Source organism: Streptomyces sp. NPDC049627 (genome assembly GCF_044465645.1).
Classification (GTDB): Bacteria; Actinomycetota; Actinomycetes; order Streptomycetales; family Streptomycetaceae; genus Streptomyces.
In genome coordinates, this window is record NZ_JBITLW010000005.1 from 35,005 (window position 1) to 48,886 (window position 13,882).

Genomic DNA, 13,882 nt, shown 5'->3' on the forward strand with positions numbered 1-13,882 from the left:
CCGCGCTGAGCGAGACCACCGCCCCCACAGCCTGACCACGCCAGTCCTCAGCCTTGCCACACCCATGCCGCCCCACCCCTGACCGCCTCGTGGCCACCATCCAGCGCCACAATCCCCGCATCACCAAGCCCGTCAAGGCCCACGTCCTCGGCTGCGCACCACGCCACGAAAGCAAGTAACCCGAGCCGGGAACTCGCCCAGCCCCCCCCAACCCCGACACCGCCGCGCTGAGCGAGACCACCGCCCCCACAGCCTGACCACGCCAGTCCTCAGCCTTGCCACACCCATGCCGCCCCACCCCTGACCGCCTCGTGGCCACCTTCCAGCGCCGGGATCCCCGAGCCACCACTGACCCCGCAGCCTGATCACGCCTGTCCTGGGCGTTGCCGGGCCTGTGCCGCCCTGCCCCTGGCCGCCATGGCCTCGACGGCGTCGCCGGTCCGGTCCCGCGCCCGGAGTCCAGGGCCCGCCCTGGCTGCGGGTGCCGTCGATGGGCTGCGGAAAGTTCACCCGCAGGACACCCGGGTGCAGCCTGTCGGACGGCATCGGCGTGGACAAAGGAGCCGTACGCAGCGCAACCCGCACGAAAGGCGGCCGATCATGCCGCACATCCTCACCGCGGTCCTGAGCAACGTGGCGATCGCTCTGCTCGAAGCCGTCCTGATGCGCCTCGCCGTCCAGCTGTGGAAGGCGTTCGCCGCGAGCAGGGGCCCGGCAGCCGCCCGCGCCTGACGCGGACGTGGAACTGACGCGACCGCTCAACCGACCTGGGCGAATTGCCGTTTCAGGTCGGGTTTAGTCGCGCGCAGCGATGGAAGGCGGCTGGAAGGACCCACTGATGCTTTCCAGCAGGGGAGGACGGAGATGACTTCCCCAGACGCACAGACCCAGCACATACAGCCGCCACCGCCCCCACCTCAGGCCACGCCCCAGGCCGAGGAGGCCATCGGAACTCCCGAGGACCGGCAGGCACCGGCGGAGGAGCAACACGGCGGACGGGTGGTACAGCTGCACACCGCGCACCCCCGCGTTCCGATCCCCTACGTGACACCGGGCGACATGTTCTCCAACGCCCGCACGGCCACGGCGACGGCCACGTCCCTGCTCCCCTCCCCCCGCAGGCTGGCCTTCTACGGTCTCCTCGGCGGCATGACCGTCGCCGGAGCCATGGCCTGGCCGGTCGCGGTCGCCGTCGGCGCCGCCACCGAGGTGATCACCCGCGAGCAGTCCGCACGGCACCGGCAGGAACACGCACGGATGGAGCAGGAACGCACCGAGCACGAACGCACCGAGAGTGAGGCGCCCCAGCAGACGGCAACGGGCTGAGCACACCCACGCACCGGCAAATTCCGCGCTTCCCGGCCCCCGCCAGCCGCCCAAGCTAGCCGCCCATAACTCAGGTGAGCAGGCAAAACGCGGCACCGCGTGCCTGCCGACCCGGCACCGGATGCCAATTTCCCGCTCCGGGGACTTTTTCCGCTTCCAACCTTTGATCGATCATCGATCAGGGGGTTACAGTCGCCGACGGGCCTCCACCGAGGCCCCAGCCCTGTCCTGCCAAAGACCAAGGGCACCCCCGAACCCTTACCGATGAGGGAACCCCCTTCGACTGAGGAAGGCGGCGACATGACCGACCCCAACGCCATCCAGCCGAGCGAGCTCGACCAGCTCCCGGACCGCGACCCCGAGGAGACCGCCGAATGGCAGGCCTCGCTGGACGCGGTCGCCAAGGCGGCCGGCCCGCACCGTGCCGCGTACCTGATGCGCCGCACACTGGAGCGCGCGGAGGGCACCGGTATCGCGCTGCCCAAGCTCCTCGAGACGGACTACGTCAACACCATCCCCACCGCCGCCGAGCCGGGCGTGCCCGGTGACGAGGCGATGGAGCGCCGTATCACCGCGTGGAACCGCTGGAACGCGGCCGCGATGGTGACCCGCGGTGCCAAACACGGCGTCGGCGGCCACATCGCCACCTTCGCCTCCGCGGCATGGCTGTACGAGACCGGCTTCAACCACTTCTTCAAGGGCAAGGAGGCCGACGGCTCGGGCGACCAGCTCTACATCCAGGGCCACGCCTCCCCCGGCATCTACGCCCGCGCCTTCCTCGACGGCCGCCTGAACGAGGCGCACCTCGACAACTTCCGTCAGGAGGCCGGCGGCAACGGCCTCCCGTCGTACCCGCACCCGCGCCGTCTGCCCTGGCTGTGGGAGTTCCCGACGGTGAGCATGGGCCTCGGCCCCCTCTCCGCCATCTACCAGGCGCGCTTCAACCGCTACCTCACCAACCGCGGCATCAAGGACGTCTCCGCCTCCCACGTCTGGGCCTTCCTCGGCGACGGCGAGATGGACGAGCCGGAGTCGACCGCCGCCCTCGCGCTGGCGTCCCGTGAGGGTCTCGACAACCTCACCTTCGTCATCAACTGCAACCTGCAGCGCCTCGACGGCCCGGTCCGCGCCAACTTCAAGATCGTGCAGGAGCTGGAGGCCCAGTTCCGCGGCGCCGGCTGGAACGTGATCAAGACCCTGTGGGGCACGGCGTGGGACGAGCTGTTCCAGCTCGACACCACCGGCGCGCTCGTACGCCGCCTGCGCGAGGTACCCGACGCGCAGGTGCAGACGTACCAGACCCGCGACGCCGCCTACATCCGCCAGGACTTCTTCGGCAAGGACCCGGCGCTCGTCGAGATGGCGAAGCTGCTGAGCGACGACAAGATCCTGGAGTGCTTCCACCTCTCGCGCGGTGGTCACGAGGCGCGCAAGGTGTACGCCGCCTACAAGGCCGCCGTCGAGTTCAAGGGCGCGCCGACCGTGATCCTGGCCCAGACGGTCAAGGGCTTCACCCTCGGTGAGGGCTTCGCCTCGAAGAACGCCAACCACCAGATGAAGAAGCTCTCGGTGGACGAGTTCAAGGCGATGCGCGACCTGCTGGAGCTGCCGATCAAGGACAGCGACTTCGTCGACGGCGTCGTCCCCTACGGCCACCCCGGCGCCGACTCCCCCGAGGTCCGCTACCTCCAGGAGCGCCGCGCGGCCCTCGGCGGCCCGGCCCCGGCCCGCCGCGTGCACCCGGTGGCGCCACTCCCCGCCCCCGCCGAGAAGGCGTTCGCGTCCTTCGACAAGGGCTCGGGCTCCCAGAACGTGGCCACCACCATGGCCTTCGTCCGCCTCATCAAGGACCTGGTCCGCGACAAGGAGACGGGCAAGCGCTGGGTGCCGATCGTCCCGGACGAGGCGCGCACCTTCGGCATGGAGAGCCTTTTCCCCTCCCTCGGGATCTACTCGCCGAAGGGCCAGACGTACGAGCCGGTCGACCGCGACCAGCTGATGTACTACAAGGAGGCCAAGAACGGCCAGATCCTCAACGAGGGGATCACCGAGGCCGGTTCGATGGCCGACTTCATCGCCGCTTCGACGTCGTACGCGACGCACGGCGAGGCGATGATCCCGTTCTACATCTTCTACTCGATGTTCGGCTGGCAGCGCACGGCCGACCAGATGTGGCAGCTCGGCGACCAGCTCGGCCGCGGCTTCCTGGTCGGTGCGACGGCGGGCCGTACGACGCTGACGGGCGAGGGCCTGCAGCACGCCGACGGCCACTCCCCCGTCATCGCGGCGACGAACCCGGCGGCGCTGACGTACGACCCGGCGTTCGCGTACGAGGTCGCCACCATCGTCAAGGACGGTCTGCGCCGCATGTACGGCGAGGCGGCCCCGGGTGAGGACCCGAACGTCTTCTACTACCTCACCGTCTACAACGAGCCGCTGCCGCAGCCGGCCAAGCCGTCCGGCCTCGGCATCGACGAGGGCATCGTCAAGGGCCTGTACCGCTTCAACACGGCCGAGTCGGCGGGGCTGTCCCCGGTGGCCAACGCCCCGCGGATCCAGCTGCTCGGCTCCGGTACGGCGATCCACTGGGTGCTTCAGGCGCAGAAGCTGCTCACCGAGGAGTGGGGTGTGGCGGCGGACGTCTGGTCGGCCACCTCGTGGACCGAGCTGCGGCGTGACGCGCTGGAGGCCGACGCGGCGCTGCTGCGCGGCGAGGAGCGGGTCCCGTACGTCCGCCAGGCGCTCCAGGGCGCCGAGGGCCCGGTGCTGGCGGTCTCCGACTACATGCGCCAGGTCCCGGACCAGATCGCACAGTGGGTCGAGCAGGACTACTCGTCGCTGGGCGCCGACGGCTTCGGCCTGTCCGACACCCGCGAGGCGGCCCGCCGCCACTTCGGCGTCGACGCCGAGTCGATCGTCGTCGCTGCCCTGGCCCAGCTCGCGGGGCGCGGCGAGGTGAAGGCCACGGCGGTCAAGGAGGCCCGGGAGAAGTACGGCCTGTAGGACGCCGGTGCACGACAGGAGGCCCCCGCTTCGGCGGGGGCCTCCTGCATGATGTGCGCATGCGTGCCGCCCGACTGATCAAGATGGTGCTGCTGCTCCAGTCCCGGCCCTCCATGACCGCCGCCGAGCTGGCGCGGGAGCTGGAGGTGTCGGAGCGGACCGTGACACGGGACGCACAGGCGCTGTCGGAGGCGGGGGTGCCGGTGTACGCCGACCGGGGACGGGCCGGGGGCTACCGGCTGATCGGCGGGTACCGGACGCGGCTGACCGGCCTGGCGCGCAGCGAGGCCGAGGCGCTGTTCCTGTCCGGGGTGCCGGGGGCCCTGCGCGAGATGGGGCTGGAGGACGCCGCCTCCGCGGCCCGGCTGAAGGTGTCGGCCGCGCTGCTGCCCTCGCTGCGCGACGCCCCGCGCACGGCCGCCCAGCGGTTCCATCTGGACGCGCCGAACTGGTTCCGGGAGCCGAAGACGCCCGGGCTGCTGCCGGACGTCGCCCAGGCGGTGTGGGACGACCGGCGGTTGACCGCCCGCTACCGGCGCGGGGAGCACGAGGTCGAGCGGGAGCTCGAACCGTACGGGCTCGTGCTGAAGGCGGGCATCTGGTACCTGTGCGCCCGGGTCGCGGACGCGGGTTCCTTCCGGACGTACCGCATCGACCGGTTCACCGCGGTCGCCGCCTCGGAGGACACCTTCGACCGGGACGAGGAGTTCGATCTGCCGGGTTTCTGGGCCACGCAGGCCGAGCGGTTCGCCCGGTCGATCTGGCGGGCGCAGGTCGTCGTACGGCTCACCGCGGACGGTGTGCGCAGGCTGCCGCACGCCGTCGATCCGCTCGCCGCGCGCGAGGCGCTGGCCGCGGCGGACGAGGCGGACGACGAGGGGCGGGTGACGGTGACCCTGCCGGTGGAGTCCGAGGAGGTCGCGCACACGCAGCTCACGGCGCTCGGGCCGGAGGCCGAGGTGCTGGCGCCGGAGGCGCTGCGGGCCCGTTTCGCGAGCGACGCGATACGGCTGGCGGGTCTGTACCGCTCATGAGAGCCACGTACGGCGTGCCACCCGCCCCGCGCCTGCCCGTACGACACCACGCGGCCCCCTATAACAATCCGCCCCACTCCACGTGCGCCCCACCCCTCCAGGGCCGATGCTTGACCCGTGATGGACGAGACGGAGTTCTGGGAGCTGATCGACGCAACCCGGGAGGCCGCCGAGGGCGACCCCGAGGAGCAGGCCGACCTGCTGGTGGAGCGGCTCCTGGCGCTGGACCCGGACATGGTCCTGGACTTCGCCCGTCACTTCGAGGCCCGCTACAACCGCGCGTACACCTGGGACCTGTGGGCCGCGGCCTGGATCCTGCTGGACGGGGCCAGCGACGACGCGTTCGACTTCTTCCGCTGCTGGCTGATCGGCCAGGGCCGCGAGGTGTACGAGGGCGGTGTGCACGAGCCCGACTCGCTCGCCGACCTGCTGGACGACTTCGACGAGGAGTTCGACGGCGACGGCGAGGAGCTGGGCTATGCGGCCGACGAGGCCTATGAACAGCTCACCGGCACCGTCGCCCCCGATCTCGGCATCGCGTCCGCGCCCCCGGAACCGGCGGGCGCCCCGGTCGACTTCGAGAACGCGCGGGTGCTGGCGGAGCGCCTGCCGAGGCTGTGGGAGCGGTTCAAGGAGTGAGCCCGCAGTTGTTCAGGCCACGGCCCGCCTGCGGCCCGGCTCCGACGGGAGGTACGCCTGCGGCTGGTCGGCGCGCACCCCGTGGTACATCGGGGCCTTGTTGGCCTGGTCGAGCGCGGACGCCGTGACGGCGGCCGGCCCCAGGACGACGGTCGCGACCGCGCAGACCACCGTCCGGACACGCTTGCTGCCGTCGCCGTTACCGCCGCTGTGGTCGCTGCTCATGATCCCCACCTCCGTCAGTGCGTGCACATGACGATAGGAAGGCCGTCTCGGGATGATCGGTGAGCCGGCTGCGAGAAGCCTGTGAGTGTCCGCGCGAGCTGTTCGGATCTCCGTCGACGAGCGTTCGCCCGTGACCTCTTGACCGGCCCGGTGATCCCCGGCTTACGGTGGCGCCCCCGACCCGGAGCACCCTGCCCATGACCAGCCTGTTCGTGCGGGAGATACCGCGCGCGGAACATCTCGCCCACTTGCGGCGGAACCCCGACGCGAGCCATCTCCAGATCCCCGAGTGGGGCGATGTGAAGCCCGACTGGCTGCCGGAGAGCGTCGGCTGGTTCGACGGCGAGGAGATGATCGCGACGGCGCTGGTCCTGTACCGGCCGCTGCCCGGGACCCGGCGCTATCTCGCCTACCTCCCCGACGGGCCCGCGATCGACTGGCGGACGCCGCGCCTGGAGCGGTGGCTGGACCCGCTCGTCGCCCACCTGAAGCGGATCGGGGCGTTCTCGGTGCGGATCGGCCCGCCCCTCGTCGTACGGCACTGGGACGCGGCCACCGTGGCGGCGGGCATCGCCGACCCCGACGTACGGCATCTGCACGACCTGCCTCCGGCCGGCATCGACGGCTACGCCCTCGATGCCGCGGAGCGGCTGCGACGGCTCGGGTGGCGGCCGTGCGCGGAGGACGACGGGAGCGGTTTCGGCCTCGGCCAGCCGCGCTACGGCTGTGAGATCCCGTTGGCGGGACGCTCGGTGGACGATCTGCGCGGCGCCCTCGCCCCGCACTGGGAACAGGCCCTGCGTACGGCCGAGGCGGCGGGCGTCCGTGTCGCCTGGGGGTCGGCCGCCGACCTGCCCGAGTTCTACCGCCTGTACACCGCGACCGCCGCCCACGACGGCTTCAAGGCCCGCCCGTTCGCCTACTTCCGGCGCATGTGGCAGGCCCTCAACGCGGAGGACGACGACCGGCTGCGCCTCTATCTCGCCGAGTACGACGGCGAGGTGCTCTCCGCGGCCCTGATGATCAACGTCGGCTCCCGCGTCTGGCACTCGTACGCCGCGTCCGGCCGCCGGGGGCGGCAGCTGCGGCCCAGCAGCGCACTGCTCTGGCGCATGCTGTGCGACGCGCGGGCGGCGGGCGCGGAGACGTACGACCTGCGCTCCATCACCCCCTCCCTCACCCAGGACCGGCTGCTCGGACGGCTCGGCTTCAAGACGGGGACGGGTGGCCGGGCCGTGGAGTACCTCGGGGAGTGGGAGCTGCCGGTGGGCGCCCAGGGCAAGGTGCTGCACCGGGCGCTGGGGGTCTATCTCGGACGCAGGTGAACTGCTAGGGAATTCTGCCCTGCAGGCGTGCCGCCAGCTGTCTGATCTCGGGCAGACGGGCGGTGAGGGCGGCGCCGGGGCAGCTGGTCATGTAGGCGTCGTTGTGGCCGGCGAGGGCGGGGAGCAGGGCGGTGGTGCCGGAGGCGTAGCGGCTGAGGCTGTTGCTGGAGGTCAGGCGGACCTTCGCGCGCGGGTCGGTGTCGGAGAGCCCCAGCTTCCAGGCGGCCAGCGCGGCGATCGCCTCGGTCATCGCCTTCGGCACGGTGACGCCGGCCGGGAAGGTGCCCAGGGCGGCGATGCCGGTCGTGCGGTGGTTGAAGCCCTGGGTGTGGGCGCCGGTGACGGCACGGTCGACCCCGCCCGCGCGGCCCTCGTAGATCGTGCCGCAACGGTCGACGAGGAAGTTGTAGCCGATGTCGTCCCAGTCCCGTGAGCCGGTCTGGCCCGCGTACAGGTAGCGGATGATGCGGGGCACGTCGGCGCAGTCGTACCCGTTGGGCGAGTCGGTGTGATGGACGAAGACGGCGACGACCCGGTCGTCGTACCGCGGGGGCGGCTGCCCCTGCCGCGTTCCGCCGTCCAGCCAGACCTCCCGCGGCACGATGGCCGGCCGCGGCGCCTGATGCCCCCCGGCGGGCCGCGCCACCACACCCCGCCCGCCGACCGCATCCGTACCCTCCACCCCACTCGCGCACAGCACCAGCGCGAGCACGGCGGCGAGCCCGGGGAGACAGGCGAGAAGCGGCAGGAGGGCGGGCGGAACGGGTCGTCCGGCGCCGGTGGGTCCGGTGGGGGGCTGAAGGCGGGTTCGCAGCCGCCGGAGGAAACGGAAGGGGCGGCCGATGCCGGAGGACCCACCTGGGCGCGGCTGCGGCCCGGTGCGCGAGCGCCGACCCGCAAGGGCACGCACCCCGGCTCGGGACCGCGGGCCCGCGGAGAGCTGCGGCAACGTTCGGAGGCGCCGACCGGGAGAGGAGTGCGGCTGAGTCCGGGACGACCGCCCGGCTCGCAGACGCCGCCAGGCTCGGGACTGCGGCCGGACTCGGGACCGCCGCCCGGACCCCGCCCGCCGCTCAGCCTGGCCCTGCTCGGCGCCGCGCGGCCGCTGCGGGGGTGGGGCCTCCCGCGAGGTACCGAGCCCAGGCGCGGCCCCCAGCTCGGGCCCATCCGGACGCTCGCCGACGGCCGGCTGCTCCACCCCGACCGACGCATCAGGCCCGCGAGCAACTCCACCCGCAGCCCCCTCACCCGGCTCCCCGCCGGCGCCACGCACAGCCTCCCGCACCCGCTCGCCCCCGGGCGGGGGATGGAACTCCCGCGACGTGCCGAGCCCAGGCACCGCCCGCCGCTCCAGCCCATCCGGACGCTCGCCGTCCGCCGACTGCTCCACCCCCACCGACTCTCCACGCACGACCGCCGCATCAGGCCCGCGAGCAACTCCACCCGCAGCCCCCTCACCCGGCTCCCCGCCGGCCCCACGCACAGCCTCCCCCACCCGCCCCGCCCCGGGCGGGGGATGGACCTCCCGCGACGTGCCGAGCCCAGGCGCGGCCCGTCGCTCCCGCCCGTCCGGACGCTCGCCGTCGGCCGGCTGCTCCACTCCGACCGACTCTCCTTGCCCAGGGTCCCCCACCCGCCAGGCCCCGCCTGCACCGGCAGCCTCCGGCCCCGCCTGCGCCACCCCCCGTATTCGCGCAGCCCACGGTATGTGTACGGCACGTGGTCTTCGTCTCCCCCGTGTTCTCCGGAAGACCCGTCGGGTGACCCGTCGGAAGGCACGCATGGTCCTACTGTCCGACGGATCCGCCGCGCCCGCGATGTGTGGTGTGCCACCCGGTGGAACCATCGTCCGGGTCCGGGGCGTTTCTCCAGGTGTACGCAGCGTGGCCGGTTCACGGTGGCGGGCGTGCGTGTGCTGATCAACAGGCGCCTCCCGCGCGTACTAAGGGGTCCGAGAGAAAGGCGGCTCCGTGGACCTGCTCGACATCCTGCTGTTGCTGGTGATCCTGGCCTACGCGGCGTCCGGCTACCGTCGCGGGCTGGTGGCCGGCTGCGTCTCGCTCGCCGGATTCGTGGGCGGCGCGGTGATCGGCGTATGGATCCTGCCGTGGATGATGGACCTGGTCACGCCGGGTACGACGCAGGCGACCGTGACCGCGGTGCTCACGGTGCTGGCCCCGGCGGTGGTGGTGCACGAGCTGGCGGGGCGGCTGGCGCTGCGGCTGCGCAGGGAGCTGGACCGCGGGCCGCTCAGGGTGGCCGACGGACTCGGCGGGGCCGTGGCCAACTCGGTGGCCGTACTGATCGTGTCGTGGGTGGCGGCGAGTGTCCTGGCCGCGTCCTCCTCCCCGCTGCTCTCGTCCGCGATCCGGGACTCCCGGCTGCTCGGGACGGTTCAGGACGCGATGCCGGACACCACACCCGCCTGGTTCTCACGGGCCACCTCCGCACTCACCGAGGCCGGTTTCCCGCAGGTCTTCAACCCGTTCGAGAACGAGTCGACGGCCGAGGTCGCCAAGCCCACCGGCGACAGCGTCACCGCGGCCGCGACGAACGCCGCCAAGCTCAGCACCGTCAAGATCGAGGGCGTCTCCGGCACCCAGGGCCGCGAGGGCAGCGGCTTCGTCTACGCCCCGCAGCACGTGATGACCAACGCCCATGTGGTGGCCGGCATCGACGAGCCCGGCGTGCGGGTCGGCGGCGTCGGGCGGTCGTACGAGTCGCGGGTGGTGCTCTTCGACCCGCAGCGGGACGTGGCCGTGCTGTACGTGCCCGAGCTGCGCGCCCCCGTCCTGCGGTTCGACGACGGCGCCACGCGCGGCGACTCGGCGGTCGTGGCGGGCTACCCGGAGGACGGCGACCTGAACCTCCAGGCGGCGACGGTCGCCAACCGGGTGCGGGCGACGGGCCAGAACATCTACAACGACGAGACGGTCACCCGCGAGATCTACTCGATCCGCTCCACCGTCCGCCCCGGCAACTCCGGCGGTCCGCTGCTGACCACCGACGGCAAGGTGTTCGGCGTCGTCTTCGCCCGCTCCACCTCCGACGACGAGACCGGCTATGTCCTGACCGCGGCCGAGGTCGCCTCCGACGCCGAGCGCGCGGCGGCGGCGACGGCGCAGGTGGACACGGGGGATCTCGTCACATCGTGACGGCGGGCGGCCGTTGACGGGACGTCGGGGGCCATGTCACAGGCTGCGTCCCATGAGGACGTCGTCCACATACTCCCCGCCCAGGAAGAACTCCTCGGGCTGCACTCCCTCCACCACGAACCCCTCGGACTCGTACAGCTTGCGGGCCGCCGTGTTGTGGCCGAGGACGCGCAGCGTGAGCCGGCGGGCGCCCCTGCGCCGGGCCTCCTCGACCGCCGCCCGGATCAGCGCCCGCCCGACACCCCGGCCCCGCGCCTCGTCGGCGACGGCGAGACCCTGGATCTGCCGCACGTGCGCGTTGGAAGCGAGCGGAGTGGGAAAGCCGAGGCGGACGTAGCCGACGATCCGGCGGTCGAGTTCGGCGACCAGGTGGTCCCCGGGGGCATGGCGCTCGTCGAAGAACGGCGGGTAGGGCGGCCGCGGCTGCGGCGAGACCGCGTGCAGGGTCGACCACGTGCTGCGGTCGAGGAGGGACAGTTCCTCCTCGTCGTCCGGCAGGGCGACGCGTATGTACGGCGACTGGTGGCGCAGGGGCATGAGCGTCACCCTAAGACCCCGGCGCGGAAAACCAACGGGGGTTTTGTCGACGTGGGCTTTATGTGGTCGAAGGCAGGATGCGGTTATGGAACATTCAAGGATCGCCGTTGCCGGCTCCTCGGGTCTCATCGGCAGTGCCCTCGTCCGGTCCCTGGTGGCCGACGGGCACGACGTGGTGCGGCTGGTGCGCCGTACGCCCAGGTCCCGGGACGAGGTGCGATGGGACCCGGAAGGCGGTTCCGTGGACGCGGCGGGGCTCGCCGGGTGCCGCGCGGTGGTCAATCTGGCCGGGGCGAACGTGGGGTCGCGCCGCTGGACGGAGGCGTACAAGGCGAGGCTCCGCAGCGGCCGGGTGCTGGGCACGGCGGCGCTCGCGGAGGCGATGGCCTCGCTGGAGCCGGAGCAGCGGCCAGGGGTCTTCGTCAACGGCAGCGCGATCGGCTACTACGGCGAGACCGGCGAGCGGGCCGTCGACGAGAGCGCGCCGCCCGGGGAGGGCTTCCTGCCGTCGCTGGTGGTGGAGTGGGAGAGGGCAGCGGCACCCGCACAGGAGGCGGGCGTGCGGACGGTGTTCCCGCGTACGGGGCTGGTGGTGGCCCGCGACGGCGGGGCCTGGGGGCGGCTGTTCCCGCTGTTCAAGGCCGGGCTCGGCGGGCGGATGGGGGACGGGCGGCAGTACTGGTCGTTCGTCTCGCTGCACGACGAGGTGGCGGCGATCCGGCATCTGATCGACACCGACGGTCTCTCGGGGCCGTTCAACGTGACCGCGCCGCAGCCGCTGACGAACCGTGAGATCACCGAGGTCATGGGGCGCGTGCTGCACCGGCCGACGCTCTTCACGGTTCCCGCGCCGGTGCTGCGGACGGTGCTCGGCGAGATGGCCGGGGACGTGCTCGGCAGCCAACGGGTCCTGCCCACGCGGTTGCTGGAGTCGGGGTTCACCTTCGCGTTCCCGGAGATCGAGGCGGCGATCCGGGCGGCCGCCGGGTAAAGGGCGGGCCGGAGCGAGGTAAAGGAAGGCCCCGCACGGTGTCCGTATGCGACCACCGTGCGACCGTGCTCTGTCGATGCGCGACTGTTCCTGACCGATCACGGCTCTAACCTCGTGCCGAACTCGGGTATCCCCGGAGCCTGTTGGGGGCATGACGTCTCCACCGGCCGCGCAACCTCGAGGAGGGGCACGTGCTTGAGCCCGCGTACCAGGCGGACGTCGTCATCGTGGGAGCCGGGGTCGCCGGACTCTCCGCGGCTCATCGGCTGACCAGCGCAGGAGTAACGACCGCGGTACTGGAGGCCGCTCCCTGTGTGGGCGGCCGCATGTCGACCGAGAAGGTCGACGGTTTCCGGCTCGACCGGATCGGGCAACTCCTGTCGACGTCGTATCCCGAACTACGTCTGACACCCGGCCTCGACGCCCTCGCCCTGCGCCCCTTCGCGCCCGGCGTCCTGCTGCACAGCGACGGACGCCGGCATCGCGCGGGCGCGGTGGCGAACCCCACCAGCACAAGGCGCGCGAGGGGCGCACTACATGCCGTACGCGCCCTGGCGAGCGCCCCGCGGGCGGCGTCCGTGCGGGCGGTTCCGGGACAGACCCCCATACCGAGGGTGCGCGCGGGCGCTCCGCTCGGCACGGCCGTCGACCAGGCGCGGCTCGGCGCCGCGCTCGCCCGCCTCGCGTCCGCGCCCGTCGAACGGCTGCTGGCCCGCCCCGAGTTGCCCGCGGCGCAGGCCCTCGCGGCGCGTGGCGTCCCCGCGCGCACGATCGACGGCTTCCTGCGGCCGCTGCTCGCCGCCCTGCTGTGCGACCCGGAGCTGACGACGTCCAGCCGGTGCGCCGACCTCGCCCTGCGCGCCTTCGCGAGCGGCCGGCTGTGCGTGCCCGAGGGCGGCGCCGAGGCGCTGCCGGAACTGCTCGCGCGGGCGCTTCCGCCGGGCACCGTGCACACCGGCGTGCGGGTCACTTCGGTCGCCACCACCGCGGTGACCACGGCGGAGCACGGCGAGATACGGTGCCGGGCCGTCCTCCTGGCGACGGACGCACGCACCGCCGCCGAGCTGCTGCCGGGCCTGCGGGTACCGGACTTCCACCCGGTGACGGTCGTCCACCACACGGCGGACGACCCGCCGCCGACCGGCGCCTCCCTGCTGCTCGACGCCGACCGCGGCGGCCCGGTCGCACACACGGCGGTCACCAGCCAGGTCGACCCGAGCCGCGCGCCCGCGGGCCGGGCGCTCATCTCCTCCACGGTCCTGGGCACCCCGCCGCCCGACATCGACACGGCCGTCCGCATGCACCTGTCCCGCCTCTACGGCACCTCCACGACCCGCTGGGAGACACTCGCCGTCCACCACACCCCCGAGGCCGTCCCCGCGATGCGCCCACCGCACGACCTACGACGTCCAGTACGCCTGCTGGCGGGCCTGTACGTCTGCGGCGACCACCGGGACACCAGCACGGTCCAGGGCGCCCTCCACTCGGCCCACCGAGCCGCGACGGCGATCCTGACGGACCTGGGGACGGCGGGGTCCCTGCACAGGGCGGAACCGTTAAGGGCGGCGGCATAAAGGGCGCAGGGCACCCGCGCCCCGTAAGGGGCGCGGGGAACTGCGCGAGCAACCACAACAAGGCCGCACATGG

At 72.7% G+C, this 13,882-nt stretch carries 12 protein-coding genes; 9 read left to right on the plus strand and 3 right to left on the minus strand.

Annotation, left to right across the window (positions count from 1 at the left end):
- Window positions 1-600: 600 nt before the first annotated feature.
- From ACIBU0_RS14615 to ACIBU0_RS14635, 5 genes are all read left to right on the plus strand, one after another.
- Window positions 601-732, plus strand: a complete 132-nt coding sequence (locus ACIBU0_RS14615; RefSeq protein WP_398817012.1) for a hypothetical protein — start codon at window positions 601-603, stop codon at window positions 730-732.
- A gap of 132 nt (window positions 733-864) precedes the next feature.
- Window positions 865-1,326: a hypothetical protein gene (locus tag ACIBU0_RS14620; protein WP_398817015.1), complete on the plus strand. Its 462-nt coding sequence runs from the start codon at window positions 865-867 to the stop codon at window positions 1,324-1,326.
- Between the two features lie 300 nt (window positions 1,327-1,626).
- The gene (aceE, locus tag ACIBU0_RS14625) at window positions 1,627-4,329 is read left to right on the plus strand and encodes a pyruvate dehydrogenase (acetyl-transferring), homodimeric type (protein ID WP_398817018.1); all 2,703 of its coding nucleotides are present in this window, start codon (window positions 1,627-1,629) and stop codon (window positions 4,327-4,329) included.
- Between the two features lie 59 nt (window positions 4,330-4,388).
- Window positions 4,389-5,363, plus strand: coding sequence for a helix-turn-helix transcriptional regulator (locus ACIBU0_RS14630; protein WP_398817021.1), 975 nt, complete (start codon window positions 4,389-4,391; stop codon window positions 5,361-5,363).
- 120 nt (window positions 5,364-5,483) lie between these two features.
- Entirely contained in the window at window positions 5,484-6,002 is a 519-nt protein-coding gene (locus ACIBU0_RS14635; protein ID WP_398818259.1) for a DUF4240 domain-containing protein, read from the plus strand.
- 12 nt (window positions 6,003-6,014) lie between these two features.
- On the opposite strand, the gene ACIBU0_RS14640 is transcribed toward ACIBU0_RS14635, so the two are convergent.
- Window positions 6,015-6,227 carry a hypothetical protein gene (locus ACIBU0_RS14640; protein ID WP_398817024.1) on the minus strand — a complete coding sequence of 71 codons (213 nt, stop codon included), beginning with the start codon at window positions 6,225-6,227 and terminating at the stop codon, window positions 6,015-6,017.
- Window positions 6,228-6,424: 197 nt separating this feature from the next.
- Here ACIBU0_RS14640 and ACIBU0_RS14645 point away from each other — a divergent pair, with 197 nt between their 5' ends.
- Window positions 6,425-7,552 carry a lipid II:glycine glycyltransferase FemX gene (locus ACIBU0_RS14645; protein WP_398817027.1) on the plus strand — a complete coding sequence of 376 codons (1,128 nt, stop codon included), beginning with the start codon at window positions 6,425-6,427 and terminating at the stop codon, window positions 7,550-7,552.
- Window positions 7,553-7,556: 4 nt separating this feature from the next.
- On the opposite strand, the gene ACIBU0_RS14650 is transcribed toward ACIBU0_RS14645, so the two are convergent.
- Complete coding sequence (locus tag ACIBU0_RS14650; RefSeq protein ID WP_398818262.1) at window positions 7,557-8,300, minus strand: peptidoglycan recognition protein; 744 nt, start codon at window positions 8,298-8,300, stop codon at window positions 7,557-7,559.
- 1,222 nt (window positions 8,301-9,522) lie between these two features.
- On the opposite strand from ACIBU0_RS14650, the gene ACIBU0_RS14655 reads away from it, so the two are divergent.
- On the plus strand, window positions 9,523-10,707 hold the full coding sequence (locus ACIBU0_RS14655; RefSeq protein ID WP_398817030.1) for a MarP family serine protease: 1,185 nt from the start codon (window positions 9,523-9,525) through the stop codon (window positions 10,705-10,707).
- A 36-nt stretch (window positions 10,708-10,743) separates the two neighbouring features.
- On the opposite strand, the gene ACIBU0_RS14660 is transcribed toward ACIBU0_RS14655, so the two are convergent.
- Window positions 10,744-11,244 (minus strand): GNAT family N-acetyltransferase, encoded by a 501-nt coding sequence (locus ACIBU0_RS14660; RefSeq protein WP_398817033.1) that lies wholly within the window; start codon window positions 11,242-11,244, stop codon window positions 10,744-10,746.
- Between the two features lie 85 nt (window positions 11,245-11,329).
- On the opposite strand from ACIBU0_RS14660, the gene ACIBU0_RS14665 reads away from it, so the two are divergent.
- On the plus strand, window positions 11,330-12,235 hold the full coding sequence (locus ACIBU0_RS14665) for a TIGR01777 family oxidoreductase (RefSeq protein ID WP_398817036.1): 906 nt from the start codon (window positions 11,330-11,332) through the stop codon (window positions 12,233-12,235).
- Between the two features lie 191 nt (window positions 12,236-12,426).
- Window positions 12,427-13,809 carry an NAD(P)/FAD-dependent oxidoreductase gene (locus tag ACIBU0_RS14670; protein ID WP_398817039.1) on the plus strand — a complete coding sequence of 461 codons (1,383 nt, stop codon included), beginning with the start codon at window positions 12,427-12,429 and terminating at the stop codon, window positions 13,807-13,809.
- The last annotated feature ends 73 nt before the right edge of the window (window positions 13,810-13,882 follow it).

Bases quoted from the DNA above. Each gene is read 5' to 3' on its own strand.
- ACIBU0_RS14615 (WP_398817012.1), top strand. From the start codon at position 601: ATGCCGCACATCCTCACCGCGGTCCTGAGCAACGTGGCGATCGCTCTG.
- ACIBU0_RS14620 (WP_398817015.1), top strand. From the start codon at position 865: ATGACTTCCCCAGACGCACAGACCCAGCACATACAGCCGCCACCGCCC.
- aceE (WP_398817018.1), top strand. From the start codon at position 1,627: ATGACCGACCCCAACGCCATCCAGCCGAGCGAGCTCGACCAGCTCCCG.
- ACIBU0_RS14630 (WP_398817021.1), top strand. From the start codon at position 4,389: ATGCGTGCCGCCCGACTGATCAAGATGGTGCTGCTGCTCCAGTCCCGG.
- ACIBU0_RS14635 (WP_398818259.1), top strand. From the start codon at position 5,484: ATGGACGAGACGGAGTTCTGGGAGCTGATCGACGCAACCCGGGAGGCC.
- ACIBU0_RS14640 (WP_398817024.1), bottom strand. From the start codon at position 6,227: ATGAGCAGCGACCACAGCGGCGGTAACGGCGACGGCAGCAAGCGTGTC.
- ACIBU0_RS14645 (WP_398817027.1), top strand. From the start codon at position 6,425: ATGACCAGCCTGTTCGTGCGGGAGATACCGCGCGCGGAACATCTCGCC.
- ACIBU0_RS14660 (WP_398817033.1), bottom strand. From the start codon at position 11,244: ATGCCCCTGCGCCACCAGTCGCCGTACATACGCGTCGCCCTGCCGGAC.
- ACIBU0_RS14665 (WP_398817036.1), top strand. From the start codon at position 11,330: ATGGAACATTCAAGGATCGCCGTTGCCGGCTCCTCGGGTCTCATCGGC.